This window comes from Metabacillus sp. B2-18, from assembly GCF_021117275.1.
Taxonomy (GTDB): Bacteria; Bacillota; Bacilli; order Bacillales; family Bacillaceae; genus Metabacillus.
This window is the reverse complement of sequence record NZ_CP088245.1, coordinates 2,486,871-2,508,077: the sequence shown is the minus strand read 5'-3', so window position 1 is coordinate 2,508,077 and position 21,207 is coordinate 2,486,871. Positions and strand designations below refer to the sequence as shown.

General features: G+C 35.5%; 18 protein-coding genes. 17 read left to right on the top strand and 1 reads right to left on the bottom strand.

The features are described 5' to 3' along the window. Window positions 1–136 precede the first annotated feature (136 nt). The 10 genes from LPC09_RS12575 (at window position 137) to LPC09_RS12530 (ending at window position 12,622) form a co-directional block, all read left to right on the top strand. Window positions 137–574 carry a hypothetical protein gene (locus LPC09_RS12575; RefSeq protein ID WP_231309658.1) on the top strand — a complete coding sequence of 146 codons (438 nt, stop codon included), beginning with the start codon at window positions 137–139 and terminating at the stop codon, window positions 572–574. A 280-nt stretch (window positions 575–854) separates the two neighbouring features. Further along, entirely contained in the window at window positions 855–1,712 is an 858-nt protein-coding gene (locus LPC09_RS12570) for an ArsR/SmtB family transcription factor (protein WP_331275802.1), read from the top strand. Window positions 1,713–1,946: 234 nt separating this feature from the next. Continuing rightward, on the top strand, window positions 1,947–3,722 hold the full coding sequence (locus LPC09_RS12565) for a glycoside hydrolase family 2 protein (protein ID WP_231309657.1): 1,776 nt from the start codon (window positions 1,947–1,949) through the stop codon (window positions 3,720–3,722). A gap of 27 nt (window positions 3,723–3,749) precedes the next feature. Next, the gene (locus LPC09_RS12560) at window positions 3,750–5,543 is read left to right on the top strand and encodes a glycoside hydrolase family 2 protein (RefSeq protein WP_231309656.1); all 1,794 of its coding nucleotides are present in this window, start codon (window positions 3,750–3,752) and stop codon (window positions 5,541–5,543) included. Window positions 5,544–5,715: 172 nt separating this feature from the next. After that, on the top strand, window positions 5,716–6,972 hold the full coding sequence (locus LPC09_RS12555; protein WP_231309655.1) for an extracellular solute-binding protein: 1,257 nt from the start codon (window positions 5,716–5,718) through the stop codon (window positions 6,970–6,972). A 98-nt stretch (window positions 6,973–7,070) separates the two neighbouring features. Continuing rightward, the gene (locus LPC09_RS12550; protein WP_231309654.1) at window positions 7,071–8,003 is read left to right on the top strand and encodes a carbohydrate ABC transporter permease; all 933 of its coding nucleotides are present in this window, start codon (window positions 7,071–7,073) and stop codon (window positions 8,001–8,003) included. A 13-nt stretch (window positions 8,004–8,016) separates the two neighbouring features. After that, window positions 8,017–8,853 (top strand): carbohydrate ABC transporter permease, encoded by an 837-nt coding sequence (locus tag LPC09_RS12545; RefSeq protein WP_231309653.1) that lies wholly within the window; start codon window positions 8,017–8,019, stop codon window positions 8,851–8,853. Window positions 8,854–8,886: 33 nt separating this feature from the next. Further along, window positions 8,887–9,300: a DUF4064 domain-containing protein gene (locus LPC09_RS12540; RefSeq protein ID WP_231309652.1), complete on the top strand. Its 414-nt coding sequence runs from the start codon at window positions 8,887–8,889 to the stop codon at window positions 9,298–9,300. Between the two features lie 7 nt (window positions 9,301–9,307). Then, a complete protein-coding gene (locus tag LPC09_RS12535) occupies window positions 9,308–10,378 on the top strand; it encodes an acyltransferase (RefSeq protein ID WP_231309651.1) in 1,071 nt (356 codons plus the stop codon). A 102-nt stretch (window positions 10,379–10,480) separates the two neighbouring features. Then, window positions 10,481–12,622 carry a family 43 glycosylhydrolase gene (locus LPC09_RS12530; protein WP_231309650.1) on the top strand — a complete coding sequence of 714 codons (2,142 nt, stop codon included), beginning with the start codon at window positions 10,481–10,483 and terminating at the stop codon, window positions 12,620–12,622. Window positions 12,623–12,704: 82 nt separating this feature from the next. Here the strand turns inward: LPC09_RS12530 and LPC09_RS12525 are convergent, their stop codons facing one another. After that, window positions 12,705–13,970, bottom strand: a complete 1,266-nt coding sequence (locus LPC09_RS12525) for an erythromycin esterase family protein (protein ID WP_231309649.1) — start codon at window positions 13,968–13,970, stop codon at window positions 12,705–12,707. 334 nt (window positions 13,971–14,304) lie between these two features. Between LPC09_RS12525 and LPC09_RS12520 the strand changes: the two genes are divergently transcribed. From LPC09_RS12520 to LPC09_RS12490, 7 genes are all read left to right on the top strand, one after another. Continuing rightward, complete coding sequence (locus tag LPC09_RS12520; RefSeq protein WP_231309648.1) at window positions 14,305–15,279, top strand: SIS domain-containing protein; 975 nt, start codon at window positions 14,305–14,307, stop codon at window positions 15,277–15,279. Between the two features lie 36 nt (window positions 15,280–15,315). Then, complete coding sequence (locus LPC09_RS12515; RefSeq protein ID WP_231309647.1) at window positions 15,316–16,599, top strand: ABC transporter substrate-binding protein; 1,284 nt, start codon at window positions 15,316–15,318, stop codon at window positions 16,597–16,599. 70 nt (window positions 16,600–16,669) lie between these two features. Beyond that, on the top strand, window positions 16,670–17,554 hold the full coding sequence (locus LPC09_RS12510) for a carbohydrate ABC transporter permease (RefSeq protein WP_231309646.1): 885 nt from the start codon (window positions 16,670–16,672) through the stop codon (window positions 17,552–17,554). Between the two features lie 5 nt (window positions 17,555–17,559). Next, window positions 17,560–18,450: a carbohydrate ABC transporter permease gene (locus tag LPC09_RS12505; RefSeq protein ID WP_231309645.1), complete on the top strand. Its 891-nt coding sequence runs from the start codon at window positions 17,560–17,562 to the stop codon at window positions 18,448–18,450. A 6-nt stretch (window positions 18,451–18,456) separates the two neighbouring features. Beyond that, the gene (locus LPC09_RS12500; protein WP_231309644.1) at window positions 18,457–19,281 is read left to right on the top strand and encodes a PfkB family carbohydrate kinase; all 825 of its coding nucleotides are present in this window, start codon (window positions 18,457–18,459) and stop codon (window positions 19,279–19,281) included. A gap of 58 nt (window positions 19,282–19,339) precedes the next feature. Then, window positions 19,340–20,065: a GntR family transcriptional regulator gene (locus LPC09_RS12495; RefSeq protein ID WP_231309643.1), complete on the top strand. Its 726-nt coding sequence runs from the start codon at window positions 19,340–19,342 to the stop codon at window positions 20,063–20,065. 34 nt (window positions 20,066–20,099) lie between these two features. Beyond that, window positions 20,100–20,762: an HAD family hydrolase gene (locus tag LPC09_RS12490; RefSeq protein ID WP_231309642.1), complete on the top strand. Its 663-nt coding sequence runs from the start codon at window positions 20,100–20,102 to the stop codon at window positions 20,760–20,762. Window positions 20,763–21,207: the final 445 nt, after the last annotated feature.

Here is a 21,207-nt window from a genome sequence, read left to right as displayed (position 1 = left end):
CCCTTGAAATTATTTTCTCTAAATAGAAAAGCCCCTTAGACATCATTGTCGCGAACAATAACGAATACATAGTAAAAATTGTGGAGCAATAAGAATAGGATTTCGTTCTTAAATATAAAAATTGAGGTGTGATCACATGAAAGTAAAAGAATATTTCGAGGAAGTTGTAAGATTAGAAGAATCTACATTGGCCCATTATCTTTTTCATTTAGTAAAAGAGAAGAAAATTTCTTCAAATGACGACGTATCAAAAATAGATTTAAACCAGGCAAATCATCAGATCGTAGCGGAAATGATACAAAAAAATCTTTTAAGTTTTCGAAAGGTTCGAATTTATTCATTGAAGCAGAACAAGAATGATTTTGTCTTCATTTTTGCCCGGAGCAAGAAAGATGCCATTCAACACTATAAGGAAACATATTTTCATGCTCCCTTAAACTGTATTGAATCCACGCTAGATCATCATTTTTATATTGGAAATGATATCATTTCATTCCGAGATATGAAAAAGGAATTTTCAAGATTTCCTGCGATAGCTGGGTCTTTTAGTAGAGATGAACTCGGTGTTTACTAGAAAAAAAGGGACGTTTTTCACGTTCTTGAAAAAACATAAGAACCACCTTTTTCTTTTACCTCTGTTTTAAAGATCAACCCCTCTTTTTTCTTAGAAAAACCTAATGAAATGAATATAAAAAATATAAAAACTGTATTTATACAGAAAAATCGTTTATATTTAATGTAAGTAACTAAAATCATGTTAATTAGGTTTGGGGTGAACCGCTATTTTAGAATTATCGATTAATAATCCTAGTAATCTACAGAAGGTTGCACATGCATTATCATCAGAAGTTCGCTTGAAAATTATCTACTTACTAAATAAAGGAACCATGAATATTCATGAGCTATCAGAAAACTTAGATAAGCCTGTTTCAACAATAGCTGCTCATGTAAAGGTGTTAGAGGATTCTGGGTTAATCCTAACAGAGTTGAGACCTGCAACCAGAGGTGCAATGAAGGTTTGTGCCCGTAATTTTGATGATATTCATATTCAGTTAAATGCCATAAAGGATCAAGCAAAGGATAATAAATATTATGAACTAGAGATGCCGATTGGACAATATGTTGACTTTTTTGTGGCTCCTACTTGTGGAATAGCTAATCATGATGGACTGATCATTCCAGAGGATGAACCCGTTCATTTCTATAGTCCTGTCCGTGCAAATGCTCAATTAATCTGGACGAGAAAGGGTTACTTTGAGTACAAATTTCCAATTGCGATTCCAGAAGAAACAAAGATTAATGAATTGCAAATATCATTAGAAATTTGCTCGGAAGCACCTAATTATGACCATAATTGGCCTTCAGATATAACTGTGTGGTTGAATGGCGTTGATATTGGTACTTGGACAAGTCCAGGAGATTATGGTGATCGACCTGGTAAACTCAATTCGTTGGCTTGGAGTGAAACGACTAGTACACAGTATGGGGTATTAAAAACGTGGAAGGTAACACATCATAAAACAACGATAGATGATATTCATTTATCTGATATTAAGATAAACGATTTAAATTTATTAGATCATCAATTTTTAACGTTTCGGATAGGCATCAAGGACGATTCCGTTCATAAAGGTGGCTTCAATCTATTTGGCAGAGAATTTGGGGATCATCCGCAAGATATTAAATTAAAAATAACTTGTAATCAAAAATAGTAATGAATTGTACATCCACCAATTTATTTTTTGGTGGATTTTTTTGTTTGTATTCAAAAAAGTTTTCTGAAATTTTTGTTAAAAACAGTTGACTCTCGAGTAATGTAAGCGTATTCTATACTTAATTACAGATATTTTGTAATTAAACAGAAAATCTGTAACAAAAGAAAACGAAGTAATGAATCTATTTTCGTTTCTGTTTTAAAAATTCTAAGTAAAAGGGGTTAACTAAATATGCAAAATATAAATATACAAAATATAAATATACCAAGAAAGGAATATCCACGACCACAATATGAAAGAACAGAATGGATCAACTTAAATGGTGAATGGAATTTTAAATTCGACCAAAAGAATATAGGAGAGAAAGAAAAATGGTATAAAAATAAAGGAGTTTTTGACGAAAAAATCATTGTTCCTTTTACATATGAAACAAAAGCAAGCGGAATTGGTAAAGAAGAATTCTGTCCAAATATTTGGTATCAAAAAACGATCACAATACCAAATGAGTTCCAAGAAAAAAAGATAGCCTTGCATTTTCAGGCTGCTGACTATCTAACAAAATTATGGGTAAATGGTCGTTTTGTAGGAGAAAGAAAAGGTGGACAAATCGCATTTTCTTTTAACATCTCAAACTACTTAAATGAAAATAATGAACTGGATATTGTCGTTAAAAATGAGGATAGTCAAAGCTGTTTTCAGCCAAGAGGAAAACAGCGATGGATCGATGAAAATTTTGGTTGCTGGTATGTTCAGACAACAGGAATTTGGCAAACAGTGTGGCTGGAGTTTCTAAATGAAACACATATTCAATCAGTTAAGATGACTCCTGATATTGATCGAGAATCTGTTGAGTTTGTTTATGAAGTTTCAGGAAACATGGATTCAGAATTAATACTAAGAACATCTATTTCTTATGATGGGCAGCCAATCAAGTCATTTGACCAAACAGTAAGCCGATCAAGTCTAACGATCCTCACAAACATTTCAAGTGAATTTCATCAATGGCGTGTTTTTCATTGGACACCACAATCTCCTCATCTATATGATGTAGAGTTCACTTTATATAAAAATGGTGAACTCATAGACAAAGTAACATCGTATTTTGGGATGAGGAAAATTTCAATAGAAAATGGAAATATATTGCTTAATCATACCCCACTCTATCAAAAACTCATCCTAGATCAGGGATATTGGAAAGAATCCCATTTAACTCCACCTTCTGAGGAAGCGATTATAGAAGATATTGATAAAACCCTAGAAATGGGCTTTAACGGTGTAAGAAAACATATGAAGGTAGAAGATCAACGTTTCCTTTATTGGGCGGATAAGAAAGGCCTACTAGTATGGTCGGAAATGGCAGCAACCTATGAATTTTCAGATGAGGCGATTCAAAACTTCACAGAGGAATGGATCGAAGTTGTAAAGCAGCAATATAACCACCCAAGTATCATCACATGGACACCATTCAATGAATCGTGGGGTGTGAAAAATATCTTCACAAATCAGAAACAACAAAAATTTACAGAGGGAATCTATCATCTTACAAAAGCAATTGACAGTATGAGACCTGTTATTGTGAATGATGGTTGGGAGCATACTGTATCAGACATCATTACATTACATGATTATGTAGAATATGGCGAAGAATTCGAGAGTCGCTACCATGATAAAGAAAAGGTTGTTACGAACAAAATCGCGTTTAATAAGCATAAACATGCGATGGCAAAAGGATATCACTATCAAGGACAGCCAATTATTATCAGTGAGTATGGTGGAATTGCATTTGATACGGAAAAAGGTTGGGGCTATGGAAATCAGGTGAAAAGTGATGAGGAGTTTTTATCGCGTTATGAATCGATTACACAGGCAATTAAAGATACTCCATACATTAGTGGATTTTGCTATACACAAATCACCGATGTTCAACAAGAGGTGAATGGTCTATTAGATGAAGAGAGAAATCCAAAGGTGGATTTACGTAAAATCCAAGAGATTAATAGTAAATAATAACCGTTTTTAAAGGGGAATCTAACCATGAGTCGAAATGAATACCCGAGACCGCAATTTGTAAGAAATAATTGGCTTAATTTAAATGGAGAATGGAATTTTGAGTTTGATGATGAAAATATAGGTTTAGAAGAAAAATGGTATCTCAAACACTCCGAATTTACTAAAAAGATCAATGTTCCATTTGCTTATCAAACAAAACGAAGTGGTATAAATGATCCTAGCTTCCATGATTGGGTGTGGTACCAACAAGAATTTGATATCCCAGAATCGATGCTTCATAAGCAGATCCTTCTACATTTTGGTGCTGTAGATTATCGAGCAATGGTTTTCATAAACGGGAATTTAGTAGGTACACACGAAGGAGGAAATACTCCCTTTTCCTTCGATATTACAAACGATTTAGTTGAAGGGAAGCAATCAATTGTTGTTAGAGTAGAAGATCCATCAGAGGATGAAACGATTCCTCGTGGTAAACAATATTGGGTTGAGAAATCAGCTGGAATTTGGTACACAAGGACAACAGGAATTTGGCAAACAGTGTGGTTAGAGGCAGTGAATAAAACGCGGATTCATAATGTGAGATTTACACCTGATATAGACAATGGCGAGGTTATCATCGATTTTGAGCTTTTAGGTGACTTTGTAAAAAAACAGCTTGAAATTGATATTAGCTTTAAGAATGAATCGGTAGCAAGTGAGTTGGTAAGAGTTCACGAGGGTTTAGTTAGAACATCTATTAATCTATATAATCGGAAGATATTACGAACAGGCTTCCATCATGTTGGGTGGAATTGGTCACCGGAAAATCCAAATTTATTTGATATAACCGTTCGATTAAAAGAAAGAGATACCGTATTTGATGAAATTTCCTCCTATTTCGGTATGAGAAAAATACATACTGAAAATGGGATGGTCTTTCTTAATAATCGACCTTATTATCAAAAGCTTGTTCTTGACCAAGGATATTGGCCAGAAGGCTTATTAACGGCGCCAACAGACCTAGATTTAAAGAAAGATATCGAACTAGCAAAAGAAATGGGATTTAACGGTTGTAGAAAGCACCAAAAGGTAGAAGACCCTCGTTTTCTATATTGGGCCGATCAATTAGGCTTTTTAGTATGGGGAGAATGTGCCGCCTCACCAACTTTCAGCGAGAATGCTGTTGCTCGGTTAACAAAGGAATGGATTGAGATTATTGACCGAGACTACAATCATCCGTGTATTGTTACTTGGGTCCCAATTAATGAAAGCTGGGGCGTTCCTTTTATCGATCATAATGATCAGGAAAAACATCATTCGATAGCCATGTACCATCTGATCCATTCACTTGATAAAACAAGATTAGTCATTTCAAATGATGGATGGGAAATGACCAAAACAGACATATGTGCGATTCACAACTACAATCATGGTCAAAAAGACGAAAAGGAAAAATATAATGAATTTCGTCATTCCATCCTTAATACCGAAAATTTGCTTCATTCAAAACCAAATGGAAAAAGTATTTACACTCAAGGATATAAACATAGTGGTGAGCCCATTCTGTTAACCGAATTTGGGGGAATTGGGTTTAAAGTTGGAGAAGATAATGGTTGGGGTTATACCTCTGTCAATAATGTGGAAGATTATGTCGCAGATTATGAACGAGTCATGAAAGCAGTCTATGAATCTGAATCCTTACACGGATATTGCTACACACAGTTAACAGATGTGGAGCAGGAGATTAATGGAATTCTAACATACGATCGAAAGCCAAAATGTGATTTAAAAGAGATTCGTAGAATCAATGAGAAGTGGCATGTACATGTTGTAAAGTAACAATTTGTTAAATCTCTTTTGATTGAAACTTACTTGATTTCAGTTAAGGGATTTATATATACCCTTCTAAGAATGGTCGTGAAAACAGAAATGTAAACGCTTTATCTGGAAAGGAGGCAACGAAATCGTTTTGTTTATAGTAATTTAAACTATATGTTCAGGGGGAGAAAAAATGAAGAAAAAAGCAGCGTTAATGTTTTCAATACTTTTAGTATTTGTTATGGCATTATCTGGTTGTAGTAGTTCCTCAAGCTCTGGTTCAGCGAAAAATGAAATTGTTTTTTGGAATCCATTTACTGGTCCAGACGGTGAAGATATGCAAAAAATTGTGAACGAATATAACAAAACAAATCCAGATTTTAAGGTTAAGAATGTGTCCATCACTGCGGATGATATGTATGCAAAAATCCCAACTGTTGTAAACTCTGGTAAAGGTATTCCTGATCTAACAATCGTGCATGCCGAGAGAATTAAGCAATTTGTTGATAATGATATGCTAGCAACCTATGATGATCTATTAGCTGATTATCCAGATATAAGTGAAGCGAATTATGTACCTGCGGGCTGGGATATTGGGAATATTGATGGTAGTCGATATAGTATTCCTTTAGATGTTCATAGCTTTGTTATGTACTATAACAAAGAGTTACTTGAAAAGTATGCACCAAATGTACTTGATGATGGTGTTGTTACATTTGATGAAATTAGAGAAGCGGCAAAGGTTTCTTCGAAAGACGGCGTTGTAGGGATGGGAATTACATGGACTCGACCTATGTTCTTATCCATTTACAATCAGCTTGGAGGAGATATTACTAGTGATGGTGAAGCACCGACTTTAAATACTCCAGAAGCTAAAGAAGCACTAGATTTATTAAAAGGCTTAGTTGATGATAAGATCACAAACAAAGATGGAGAAGATCCTGGTCAATTATTTAAATCAAATAAAGCTATTTTCTATCCAGAGGGTATATGGATGCAAAATAGTTTAAATGAAGTAACAACATTAGATTGGGGATTAACAAGCTTCCCTCAAATATCACCTGACAAAATTGTGAACTGGACGTCTTCCCACCAATTTGTCATGTTCCAGGACGAAAAACGACCTGAAGAAAAGACAAAAGGTATGATCGATTTCCTTAATTATATTAGAGAAAATTCACTTCCTTGGGCTAAGGCAGGGCAAAATCCAGCTGCACTATCGACTCTAGAAAATCCAGAGTTCAAGGAATTACCACATTCCTTCCTTGTACAGGATCCTGAGCTACAAGAGTCTCTTAAAATCTTTGATTACAAATATAACGGTTTTGTAGCCGAAGAGGTTGATAAATTAGTTGGTGATGCTATATTTGGTAAATTAGAGATTGAAGAAGGACTACAAAAAGCGCAAAAGGCAGTGGAGGATAAAATATCAGCCAATAATAAAAAATAACTCTCTTTCATGTTTTTCCAATAAACCAATGAGAATTCCTTAAGAAGCTTTAAGGAATTCTCACTCTATTCGATAACGAAAGAATAGGAGTTAATACTATGATAAAAACAGGTACAAACAATGATGTAAATCTGTCTCCTAATATAGGGAGTAAATCGAATAAAAGAAGAGTAAATTTATCTCCATTTCTGTATATTGGCCCACATCTTCTATTATTCGCCGTTTTTTTCTTATTTCCAACCATATACGGTATCTACATTTCCTTTACCAATTGGGATCTCATCGGTGAGCCAGAATTTATTGGCTTGGCAAACTATCAGGAAATCTTACTTAATACGGAATCAACCTTTTATGAACAGCTACGCATAGGCTTAGGAAATACATTTAAATTTGTTCTCTTTACAGTACCAGCTTGTATTATTGTTCCGTTGCTTTTAGCTGCGGGTCTTAATACCAAACCTAAAGGATTAAAGTTCTTTCAAGCATTATTTTACATGCCAACATTATTTTCAGTTTCGGCAGTTATGATCATTTTTTCTATGTTGTATAGTGCTTCATTTGGACCAATCAATCATTATCTAAAAATAGATACAAACTTACTCGCAACACAGCCTTATGCCTGGATGACTTTAGTAACGGTAACTGTTTGGTGGACAATTGGGGCAAATATGATTATCTATCAAGCTGCACTAAATGGTATCTCAAAGGATTTATATGAAGCTGCGTCAATTGATGGGGCAAATAGTGTTCAAAAGTTTTTTAGAATCACACTTCCTAGTATTAGGGCCCAGTTATTATATACAGTTGTTATTACGACGATTGCACAATTTAATGTATATGGACAGCCACTCATGCTTACAAAAGGTGGACCAACAAGCTCCACAACCGTTCTATTAATGTATATTCAAGAAAACGCATTTGGATCTGGAATCTCAATAGCAGGTATTGGGTCAGCAATGGCTGTTATATTAGGAATTTGTATTATGATTGTTTCGGCCATTCAATTTTTCTTTTTAAGACAACGTGACTAGGAGGTGCTTTTCGATGGAGAAAAAAAAGCTTTCTAAATCTATCTCATTACTCTTTTTGTTTGTTATGGCTTTTATATGGATTGTACCTCTAGGGTACACACTTTTCTCTACATTCAAAAGTGAAGCTGATATCCAATCAAACGCATTTACGATATTGCCTATTAATTGGGTTATTGGTAACTATCAGGATGTTCTTTTTGCCAATACAAGTGCTCCTGTAGCTAAGTGGTTTATGAATTCACTCATTATCTCCATTTCACAAACGATTTTAGTATTAGTGCTCGTTTCATTAGCAGGTTATGGATATGCAAGAATGAAATTCAAGGGAAGAGATGCGATCTTTCTCTTTTTAATGGCGACGATGATGTTTCCGGCGGTTGTGAATTTAATCCCCCTATATAAAATAGTTGATACACTAGGCTGGGTAAATACCTATTTTGCTGCAATTGTTCCAGGTGCAGCAGGGGTATTTAATATCTTCCTTGTAAGACAGTTCATGTTAGGAATTCCAATAGACTTTGATGAATCCGCACGCGTTGATGGTGCGTCTGATTTTCAAATTTTCATTAAGCTAATATTACCCCTTATTAGACCAGTATTAACGGTTGTTGCTCTGTTTACATTTACAGGAGCATGGAATGACTTCCTATGGCCCTCTATTGTGTTTAATGATGTGGAAATGATGCCAATTACCCCTGGATTACAATTGCTTCAGGGAATGTACGCACTTGAGGTTGCTCATTCTTTAACTGGCGCACTTATTGCAATCGTACCTACATTTATCCTTTATTTATTTACACAAAAATACTTTATGGAATCACTCTCCTTATCATCTGGGGTCAAAGGGTAATGAAAGAAGTTTTTCTTTTTTGGAGGTTATATGATGAATAGAAAGCTAGAAAGAAGGTTGATCTTGATCGGTGCGATATGGCAAATCATTTCAGGTCTTCTTACCATTTTTCTTTATGCATCTTATATAAAAAGTGAGGGCCTAAAAGCTTCATATAATTCAGTTGCAAAGCTAGAAGCATTAGAATCAGTTTTTGGTAGCTTATATATGTTCTCTGTTACGTTTGGAATGATGTTTGTTGTTTTAGGAATTCTTAATATCTGGTTATCAAAAACATTAAGAGATGATCAAATTGAAATGAAAAAGCCTATTTGGTTTATTCTTCTAGGGTTAGCCTCTTATTTTGTAATGGATATTTTAGGATCAATCATGTTCTTATCAGCAGGATTTTTGGCATTAGCAAAAAATAAATCAATATCTAAGCTAGAAAAGTATCATTTAGAATAGGGAAGTGATGGAAATAAGGAAGATCAGGGACCACTCAATTGACTATTTTAAGGGGTTACTAGTTATTGGCATGATCTATACACATGTTTTACAGTTTTTTAGCGATGCTTCCATTTTTCCATCTATCCATTTCATAACCCAGTTTTTTAATTTAATCACCTTTTCAGGATTTGTTTTATGTTTTGGATACGTTAATCAACTTGCTTATTACAGCAAATCGTTTAGCATGTCGTATAAAAAAATGCTGATAACAGGATTAAAAACGCTTATTGCGTTTTATGTATCTGGTGTGGCTTTTCAACTATATGTTGGAAATCTACCGCTAAGCACAGAAACGATCATGCCAATTATCTTGTTAAAAGTGATACCAGGCTGGTCGGAGTTTTTAGTATCCTTTACACTTATCATCATCATCGGGCTTGTTTTATTTCCTTTCTTCTCGTGGATAGCGAATCAGCCAATCATCATTTGGGGCACTTCGATCTTGCTTCTAGCAACAACCTGGATTGATTATCATCAAGTGTCTTCACCTTATTTAGGGTTGTTAATTGGTACGGATCGTTTTCCAGTATTTCCAGTCATTCAATATTTGCCATATTACTTAATCGGAATGTATTTCGCTAGGTATCAGATCAGGTTTAAGTGGAAACATTTCTTTATCGCAACACTAGGAACATGTTTATTTGTCTATTATTTAGTTGTTAACGGAGGAGCGCTACCCGGAAGATTTCCACCAAGTGTATTTTGGATTATGGGTCCAAGCTTCTTTCTCTATGTCTATTATGTAATGACGAAATTGTTGGTCAAATGGGGAAGTGGGGTAGGTATCCTCAGAATAATGGGTGAAAATGTCCTTTTCTATCTCTTAATAAGCAACATTTTTATTTTCTCATTAGCCAATGTGCTCGAAATGGTGATCATTGGTCCGTGGAAGGGACTACTTTTTACAATAACTCTATTAATTATCATTACTTACTTTATTAAAATCATAACAGTTAAACAAATAGAGAGTTCCCAAAGTCATTTAAAGAAAACCTACAACCAGAATGTTACGTCATGGACTGGTAATGAACTCTAGTTTCTAGATGTTAACGCAGAAAAAACAAAGAATGAAGTATTTTCTAAGAAAACGATCAATCTCTTCGTCACTATTGACCAAAATCCAAGGAGGAATATGCCCTTGAAGAAAATATGCTCTTGGTTCATTATTGGCTTACTAGTTATTACCTTTGTAAATCCTGTGAAAGAACCTAGCGTTCTCGCTTCCTCAGAACCTATCACTATGGAGGGGAATGACAAAGCCCTTCCAGAGAATATAAAGCAACTAAAGCATTTTAAGCTTGAGTTAGATAATAACAAAGCGAAAAGCGGTTCCTATCATAATGGAAAAATAACAATCAATTTTAGTGATTCTAAAACATTCAACTGGCAATCTAATCTTGGCATTAAATATGTATTTGTTAAAGGTGGAAAAAATGGAAATCTCTATCAGTATAATCAGGAGGATACAATGGATAACGGCTTGCATGCACCAAAAAATGGCGGTGGAAAACAACCAGACATTGGTCATATTACGTTCTACTATGAAGAAGTAGCAACACAAGTTTTTGAAAACCCTGTAATAGGAAATGGGGCAGATCCATGGATTGTAAGGCATACAGACGGGTATTATTACTACACACATACAACTGGAAATAACATTACGGTTTGGAAATCAAAGACAGTTTCTGGTTTGCAAAACGCAGAAAGTAAGGTCGTTTGGATCCCAGAGCCTGATACACCGAATGATTCACACATCTGGGCACCTGAGATGCATTTCATAGAAGGCAAATGGTATATCTACTTTGCAGCATCTGATGGAGACATGGGAAAACAACGCATGCATGTGATTCAATCAGAAACGGCTGATCCCTTAAGTGAATATTCCTATCCTGAAGGTAAAACTTATGGGAAAATCACGACACCGTCAGACAAGTGGGCAATTGATGGAACAATCCTACAGCATAATGGACAGTACTATTTTTCATGGTCAGGATGGGAAGGAGATGTAAATGTTCGTCAAGATCTTTATATTGCCCCAATGACAAATCCTTGGACCGTAAGTGGAGAAAGAGTCGAACTCTCACGCCCTGAATATAAATGGGAAAAAATTGGAGAACCACACGTGAACGAAGGACCACAATTTATAAGAAATCCTACTGGACAGCTATTTTTGATTTATTCTGCCAGTGGTAGCTGGACAGACGATTATAAGCTAGGATTGTTGACTCTAACAGGTTCAGACCCACTTGACCCCGATGCATGGGAAAAGAATCCTGAACCAATATTTGTAAAAGATCCTCATGTAGGTGTGTTTGGACCAGGACATAATGGCTTCTTTACATCACCAGATGGTACAGAAGATTGGATCATCTATCATGCAGCGAAATTCGAGGGTTCTGGTTGGAATCGAAATGTAAGAATGCAAAAATTTTCATGGAATAAGGACGGAACACCAAATTTTGGAACTCCTGTCGCAACCGGAGCATGGCAAGCGGTGCCAGCTGGTGAACAAGCAGGAACATTAACACCTGCGCTTCCAGTAGCTTATAAGTTTGAAGCAGAGGATGCAACGGTTAACCGTGCAAGAATCGTAAATAATACATCAGCCTCTAATGGTAAAAAGGTTGGTTATATTGATTTTCAAGATAGCTTTGTAGAATTTGACGTAGATGTTCCAACTGGAGACTATACATTAAAAATAAGATATGCAAATGGCATGGGCCAGCAGACCTCACACTATGTGTCCGTGAATGGGGAAAATGCTGGTGAAGTTGTTTACAACAGTTATGGGTGGGATACTTGGTATTTTACTGAAAAAGAAATAAAGCTAACTCAACAACAAAATAAAATAAGAATGTCAAAAGGCATTTCATTCACTGAATTAGATTTCATAGAACTCGTACCGAAACAGCCAGAATATCGATATGAGGCAGAGCTTGCAGCGCTTCGTAACGTAACAGTAAAAAACACATTAGATGCTGCTAATAAGCAAAAAGTTACATTTGATCGCGAAAATAGCGCAATTGAGTACCGAATCGATATTAAAGAAGCAGGAACATATCAATTAAAGGTAATCTATCAACATCAAGCAAACGTAGCAGCTACTCAAAAGATAGTAATGGATGGCAAACAAGTTTCAGAGTTAACCTATTCGCCAACAAGTAAAAATTCCTGGGGTACCGCCTTTACAACAGTAAAGCTTGAAAAAGGGGTACACACAATAGGACTGTCAGAAAGTTCTAGTTTGTTGGACGTAGATTTTATGCAAATAGTAAAGTAACTTTTTGGCGGATACGCAAGATATAAAGACAGGGGACGATTTTATGTTTAATACATAAGAACCGTCCCTCTGTTTTTCAGTTTCATTCCATCACTTCAGTTGGTGATGCGTCCTTTACAATGATCACACCATCGTAAGCCTGATCCGGCACCATTTCAATCGTATAAAACATCTTTAAAACCTTATACCATGTCTGAAAGTCATCACCAATATTGGCCATTTTTTGCTCACTTGAAATAATCTCCGACAATTCATCCGATTCTAGACTCTTATCAAAATCAACGTAAAAATTATTTTGCTCAATTTCACTAAATGCGTCAACTAAATCATTATGATTTTTTACGGTGAACATTTTACGGTTGCCAGAACCACCGTTCTTTGCCTGAAATTTGCTGTTGATAAAGTCAGTGCCTATTGCAAAATACTTTGTTCCAAATACCTCATCTAGATAATTCCCCATAGATTTATAGCCAGCAGGTGAGGCAGACGTTTTCTCAACATGGCCATTATGTCCTGAGAAGAATACTTTTTCATTTCCTCGTTCCTTTTCATATCCCATAATCCATTGTAAATTTTCAGCTAAATATTGATCGCGAAGGTGTGTGTAGTTTTCTTCAGTTAAAAACAGCTGTGTACGTTGCTTCATATTTTGTGCATATGCAGTAGCAAACGCAAACTCGTCAGAAGACGAATGTTCCAAGTATTTAGCTTCATTCGATTGTAAATCCTGAAGAATGTCATCAATCGTTTCATCTACTTTTTCTAACTGTTCTGTTGTTAAATCGCGCATCGTTTCGTTTGATACATGTTTCAGTTGATCACTATATTGATTAGCAGCTTCCTTATCTACAACAGCAAAATAATCTAGAAGTCCCTTTTTACTTAAGTCATAGCGCTGCATATCATTTCCATAAAAACGAATTTTCTCATCGTCATTAACCGATTTGTTATATTCATGCATCCACTCAACAAGATCAACCATTTGTTCTGTTTTATAAATACTATAATCAAGGCTGTTAACAGCAGCTTCTGCAGAACCTTCTCCATTTAAAATATAATTGTTAATCTGCTGACCTCCTCCGAAATCACCTTCTAGAACAAAGACGCGAACATTTTCCCTTTTCACCACAGTTTCAAAAACCTGTTGCTTTAACTCCTGAAATTCAACATTCCCATGTGTTGCTTCTCCTAATCCAATGACTTCCACGTCATCTGGAATGTCCATTGTATCTACTGTTGAAATATATTCTTCCGCGTTATCTATAGGCTCACCTTTTCCACATCCTGAAATGAAAACAGTAAAAGAAATGACTGCTATAAGCGAAATGCCGTTTTTTAATAATGTCATTTTTTCTCCTCAACTTTCTTGTTTTGTCTAAATAAAACATAAGTTATTAAATTCAATGTTACATGACATAGTTTAAATTTAGGTTAAATCTGGATTATTTACATTTAAATCTGGTGGTGAAGAGTTGTGGGCAAAGCACCTAAATGGTTAAGGAAGGGTTTTCTCTATTAATTATTAGAAAATTTAAAATAGAGTGTTGACCTATGACATCATATGATGTACTATAACCTTATAGATGATGTTATATGACATCATAACAAAAACTTAGAGGTTAAATGATAAGTAATTCATTCACTACCTACCTAAGTTAAAATTTGAGGGGAGAGGTAAATTTATGAAACAAGAACATGTGGTACAAATTCAAAACGTGATCGAGGCTGTAAAAGGAAAGGATATTAAAAACATTTTCTTTGTTGCATGTGGCGGTTCAATGGCAGCGCTTTCTCTAGGGGATTATTTTGTGACCAAGGATACTGACATGCCAAGCTTTGTTTATACTTCAAATGAATTTATTCATCGTGCACCGAAAGCATTGGGTGAAAACAGTCTTGTGATAGTAAGATCTCATTCCGGTACAACTCCTGAAACAGTCAAAGCTGCTACATATGCAAGAGAAAAGGGTGCCTTAACTGTTGCGATTTCAATGGATGTTGAATCTCCTCTTTGTCAAGAAGCAGAATATACAGTTCATTACAATTATAAAGATGGCTCTGATGCGATTGATGGTGAGATTGGAGTATACTACACATTACTCTTTAAATTACTAAATCAATTTACTGGGGAAGAGAAGTTTCTCCGTGGTGAGGAACAATTATCTAAGCTAGGAGAGTTAATCGAAAGCAACCAAGCAAAATATAAGGATGTAGCAGATGCATTTGGCAAGAAATATAAGCGTGATAAGGTGATTTACACAATGGCAAGTGGAGCATATATCCATCATGCTTATTCCTTCACAAGCTGCTTGTTAATGGAAATGCTGTGGATTCATTCAAATGCTATTCATTCAGGAGAATATTTCCATGGACCATTTGAAGTAACTGATTTTGATGTCCCATTTTTAGTCGTAGTTGGAGAGGGACCAAGCACACCGCTTGATCAACGTGCTCTTGATTTTGTAACGAAATATAGCGAAAAAGTTGAAGTCGTGAATGTGAAAGAGTTTGATTATAGTGGAGTGGACGAAGACCTGAAAGAGTATTTTGGTTCAGCACTAGCGGGTCCTGTTTTACGCTTATACGCTGATGGATTAGCTGAACATACTGGACATCCTTTATCAGTAAGAAGATATATGTGGAAAATGGAATATTAATAGTCTGAAAATTGGTTACAAGGGGGAAATAATGTAATGAAAAAGTACCTATGCTTTTTAGTTATTATTTTAGCCAGTTCTATGTTTTTAGCAGCATGTTCTTCCTCCAATGAAAGCAATGGCGAAACATCTGATGGTGATTCAGTAGTAATTGATTTCTTTCATAGATGGCCAAATGAACCTAGAAAATCATTTTATGATGAAAAAATTGCAGAATTTGAAAAGCAGCATCCTAATGTAAAAATTAATGTTGATTCTGTTTTAAATGATTCTTATAAAGAAAAAATTAAAGTCCTAGTCTCAAATGATGATCTTCCCGATGTTTTCACCTCATGGTCAGACACGTTTGCTGCAAATCTAGTAAGCTCCGGACGTATTATGGAGCTAAATGATATGATCGCGGAGGATACAGAATGGTCAGGTAATATTATCGAGTCTCAATATGCTGGATTTACGTTTGATGATGTGACGTATGGAATACCGTTTACAGTTGACGGTAAAGCTTTCTTTTATAACAAACAAATTTTTGAAGAAAATAATATAGAGGTACCAGGGTCATATGATGAACTGATCAATGCGTTAGATCAACTGAAGGAAGCTGGCTATGAAACTCCATTAGTAGAAGGGTTAACAAATGGTTGGGCCATTTCTCATTACATGGGCACTATTTTTGATAGAGTCATAGCTAATGATGTTCTTCTTAAAGATTATAATGTGGAGACTGGTGAATATACAGATCCAGGATATATTCGTGGTCTAGAAATCTTTAAAGAGTTAACCACTTACATGGGTGATGTGTCAACGGCTATTGATCATGAAGCAGCTCGAAATATGTTTGCTGCTGGTGAGGTCCCAGTATTATATATGCAATTTGCCGAGGTTGGATATGTACAAGATGCTGGTGATGTGGAGTTTGGGTTCTTTAATTTTCCGGAAATTGAAGATGGAGATGGAAGACCAAAATCACTTACAGGTGCACCAGAAGGCTGGATGTTAAGTAAAAATGCTCCACCTGAAGCCGTAGAGTTCTTGAAATTCCTAACATCAGAGGAAACGGCTAAGGAATTTACGAAAGCAGATGGTCAGTTGAACGCTATTAAAGGTGGCGTTACAGAAGAAACATCAAACCCAACAAGTCTAGAAGCCTATCAAGTTATACTAGACGCATCAGATGCGACTCCTTGGTTTGATAATGCGGTTGATATCACAATTGCTGATATTTTCATGCGAGGTGGTCAAGAATTAGCAACGAATCAAACAACACCAGAAGAGATTATGACAAAAGTACAGGAAGCAGCCGCTACATTACGTAACCAATAAAAAGTAGAATTGCCCTAACTAAGAAAGCAAAAGTTAGGGCAATTCTTCAAAAGAAAGGTGGGGGATTGTAATGAAGGTAAAAAAGGTAAAAATAACTCCAATCTTATTCATGTTACCAACACTTTTATTTTTAGGACTGTTTATTTACATACCACTTATTCAAAACTTCTATAATAGTTTTTTTGAGTTTAGTGTCTTTTCTCAATCAAAAGAGTTTGTTGGTTTGACTAAATTCAAACAATTATTTGTTGATGAAGTAGCTATCATTGCATTGGTCAATAATGTTAAATATGCCATCATTTCCGTGTTACTTCAAGTGTTCTTTGCATTGGTGCTAGCCGCTATTTTAGAGGATAAGTTGTTTAGACGATTTGCGCACGTCTTCCGAGTGATTTATTTTATGCCAGTTATGATTTCAATCTCAGTTATTGCCTTATTATTTGGATTTGTCTATAATCCGCAAATTGGATTATTAAATAGTTTCCTTGAGCTTATAGGATTAGAGCAGTTGGCCAAGCCTTGGTTAGGTAATTCAACAACGGCCATCTATAGTGTGATCGCTATGTCTCAATGGCAAAGTATTGGGCTCATTACGATGTTGTTTATCGTTTCCATTCAGAAAATTCCCAAGGATCTATATGAAGCTGCAGAGATCGATGGTGCTGGAAAAATACGAAGATTCTTTAGTGTAACAGTTCCACAGGTGAAGGAAGCTACTTTTGTTAACTTATTAGTTACTGTGACTGGTTCTATTCTAGTATTTAACGAACCTTATATTCTCACAAATGGTGGTCCAGGAAACAGTTCCATGACATTAGCCGTTCACATGTATCAAACAGGCTTCTTTAAAGATGACATGGGCTATGCATCAGCATTAGCATCACTAATCTTCTTATTATCAGCAATATTTGCGCTTATTCAAATCAAAGTATCGAAAACAGGGAAGGAGGATTGAAACACATGATCAAAACGAATATGAAGAAGTCCACAATCCCTAGTGCCGTTCCTACAAATAAAACAAAAATTCCAGTTCAAACACTCATCACCAAAAATATCGTCTTTCTCGGTTTGTTAAGCTTTGCTATTATCATTCTATATCCACTATTTTGGATGTTTATTTCATCATTTAAAAGCTATCAGGAAATTTACAGTAATGTTTGGGCTTTGCCAACGGAATGGAAATTTGAAAACTATTCCCTTGCCTGGTCCAAAGGCATTTCAAGCTATTTTTTCAATAGTGTATATGTCACAGCATCTACGATTATTCTTACCGTCCTAGTAGGAGCAATGGCTGCGTTCGTCTTATCACGGTATAAAAATCGCTGGATTGACGCAGCACTCCTTTTTACAATTGGTGGGTTAATGATGAATCCACAGGTTGCTTTAATTCCTTTATTTGAAATTTTAACAATCACAAACTTGATTGATACACATTGGGCACTTATTTTGACCTATGTAGCTTATCGATTACCTTTAACGATTATCTTAATTCGTGCTTTCTTTTTAACTGTACCTAAAGAGTTATCGGAATCTGCGTTGATGGATGGCTGTACGGAATTCGGCATTTTTTGGCGTATTTATTTGCCGATTTCACTACCTATAGTCGTTACATCTGTTATTTTAACCGCCTATTTCGCTTGGAATGAATTCTTATTTGCAACCGTTTTCATTAATTCAAGTGAATTAAAAACGATTCCATCAGGTTTAATGGTCTTTCGAGATGCTCTTCGGACAGACTGGGGAGTATTGCTATCAGGAATGGTCATCGCAACAGTACCAATGATTATTTTACTTATATTTTTACAAAAATACTTGGTTAGAGGTCTTGCAGAAGGCTCTGTGAAAGGATGATGCTTGATGAAATTAATCACAATTGGTGATAACGTAGTGGACTGCTATTTGGATCAAAAGAACTATTATCCTGGAGGTAATTGTGTCAATGTAGCAGTAAATGCCAAGCGTAATGGAGCGAATGAAGTTTCGTATATTGGGATCTTTGGGAACGATGAACAAGCTTGTCATATCAAGAATGTACTTAGTCAAGAAGGGATTGATTATCTATATTCACGCGACGTCATTGGTATAACTGGACAGCCGCAAGTGACATTAACAGAAGACAATGACCGTGTATTTGTAGGAGGACCTAAAAATACCGTACAGCATAAATTTAAAATTCAGCTCATTCAAGAAGAGCTGGATTATATCAAAACCTTTGATTTAAGCCATGTGAGCTGCTATTCCTCCATGGAAAGTGAATTAGCTAAATTATCGCAAGTATCAAAAGTGTCGTATGATTTTTCTAATAGAAAGGACCTACCATATATTGAATCGATTGCTCCGTATATTTCGTATGCTTTTTTCTCAGCTGCTGAGCTCTCAGAAGAAAATTTTGAGCGCTTTATAAGCGATTTACGTTCTTTTCAGTTTGAGATCATTGGTTTGACGAGAGGGGGTAAACCAGCAATTTTTATTAAAAACGGCGAGATGTATGAGCAAAAGTTGAAGAAAATTGATGTGGTGGACACAATGGGTGCAGGTGATAGCTTGATCGCAGGCTTTTTAACTGCTTATATGAATGGTGATCACATAGAAGCTGCCATCGAGAAAGGAACAAGATCCGCAGAAAGAACTTGTCAGGAATACGGTGGATTCGGTTACCCGAAAGAAATGCAAAAAGTTTAACGTACTTAAAGGTTATTGTATAATGAATGGTAACGTTAAACATATAGGAGCGAGCTTAATGAGTAACCGCGATTCAATTCAGAATTATTTATATGAAGAAATCATGACGGGAATTAAACAATTTATAGAAAATAATCGACTAAATCAGGGAGACCAAATTCCTACTGAAGCTGAATTATGTGAAATTTTTCAAGCTAGTAGAATATCGATCCGTCGTGCCATAAAAGAATTAGTAGACGAAGGTGTTCTTCAGATTATTCGAGGAAAAGGTACATTTGTGAATACATTTCGTAAAGAAATTCACCTTTTACATTTTCAAGGATACACCGAAGGCTTGACAACAAAAAGTGAATTTATTACAAAAGATATACTTTCAATGGAGAAAATAAAGGGTACACCCCATATAAATAATAAATTTAATAATCAGTTTGACGAGTACATTGAACTAGTAAGAAAAGTTTATCGAAATAATCAAATATTAAGCTTGGATTATGCCTACTTTCCAACAGAACTTTATCCTGAAATAGAAACCAAAATTACAGCAGAAAGTTCAACTTTTAGGATTATAAACGATGAGTATGGAATAAATTTTAGTAAGGTTTGTAAGGATCTTGAATTTGTTCATCCAACAGAAGAGGTTCAAAAGCATTTAGAGGTTAATAGAATGACCCCCATCATTTTAGTAGATAAAATCATTTATAATGAAAAATCAATCCCTGTTCATTACTCAAACTACCATTTAATCGCAGATCGGGTGAAGCTACGACTAGAAACAGATTACTAAATGGGGTAAAAATATACGTAGAGGAAATGATTCCATGTATAAAGCAGTTGTTTTTGACTTTGATGGGTTGATTTTTGATACCGAATCAGTTCATACAACGATTTATAAAGAAATGTTTGAGTCACATAACGTAGAATTTCCATTTATGACATGGATACAAAATATTGGAACAAAATCTAATGTCTCGATATACGATCTTTTAGAAAAGAAAATCGAACAAATTGATCGAGAACAACTTAAAAAAATGAATAAAGAAAAGCTGGAAGCAAGGTTGAATACATTAAAGGTACGACCGGGTGTTGAGGATTTCCTGAAGGAAGCACAAGCCATGAACTTAAAAATCGGTCTTGCATCCAGCTCTGATTATAAATGGGTTTCGAGCCATTTAGATCGGTTAGGCTTACTACATTATTTTGAATGTATCATGACGTCTGACGATGTGGCTGAAGTGAAGCCCCATCCAGAGCTTTACTTGTTAGCAGCTAAAAAGCTGGGTGTTGAACCTGAAGTTTGCATTGCTTTCGAAGATTCCGCTAACGGCTCTCTCGCCGCAAAACGAGCAGGCTTAACATGTGTCATTGTTCCAAATGACACCACGATGCATTTAACATTTCCTGAGGTTGATTATCGGCTATCTTCGATGACGGATTGTGCGTTGGTGGAGCTTGTTGGGAAATTAAGTGATTGGAAGGTTTAGTTTAATAGATTGAACAATTTATCGTTGTTTGAAAGCGTTGTTAAGTATGTCTGTATATGTTTTATAAGAAAGAGGCGTGTGAATTTTATTTCATGCTTCTTTTTTTATGGGGAATTTGATTCCTTACCAATTAATTGAGTAACGGATCGTTTAAACGGAGTTTTTCCGTTTAAACGAAGAATTGAATTCGATTTGGGGGATATAAGCGGATTTTTTCCGGTTAAGCAGTGTAAAATGGTCCATTTTCTTCTTTTTCGGTGAAATAAGCGGAATCTTTCCTTCTATTTCATCTATTTTTTGTAATATTTTCTTATTAAAAGGAATTCTTCCGGTTATTTTAGTAGCTTATTTCTGGCGATTCTTGAAGATTTGGAAATCGCTTATACGGCAACTGATTGTGGTACATGTGTCTATGTAATTTTCTTTGCTGTCTTACTTGTAAAAT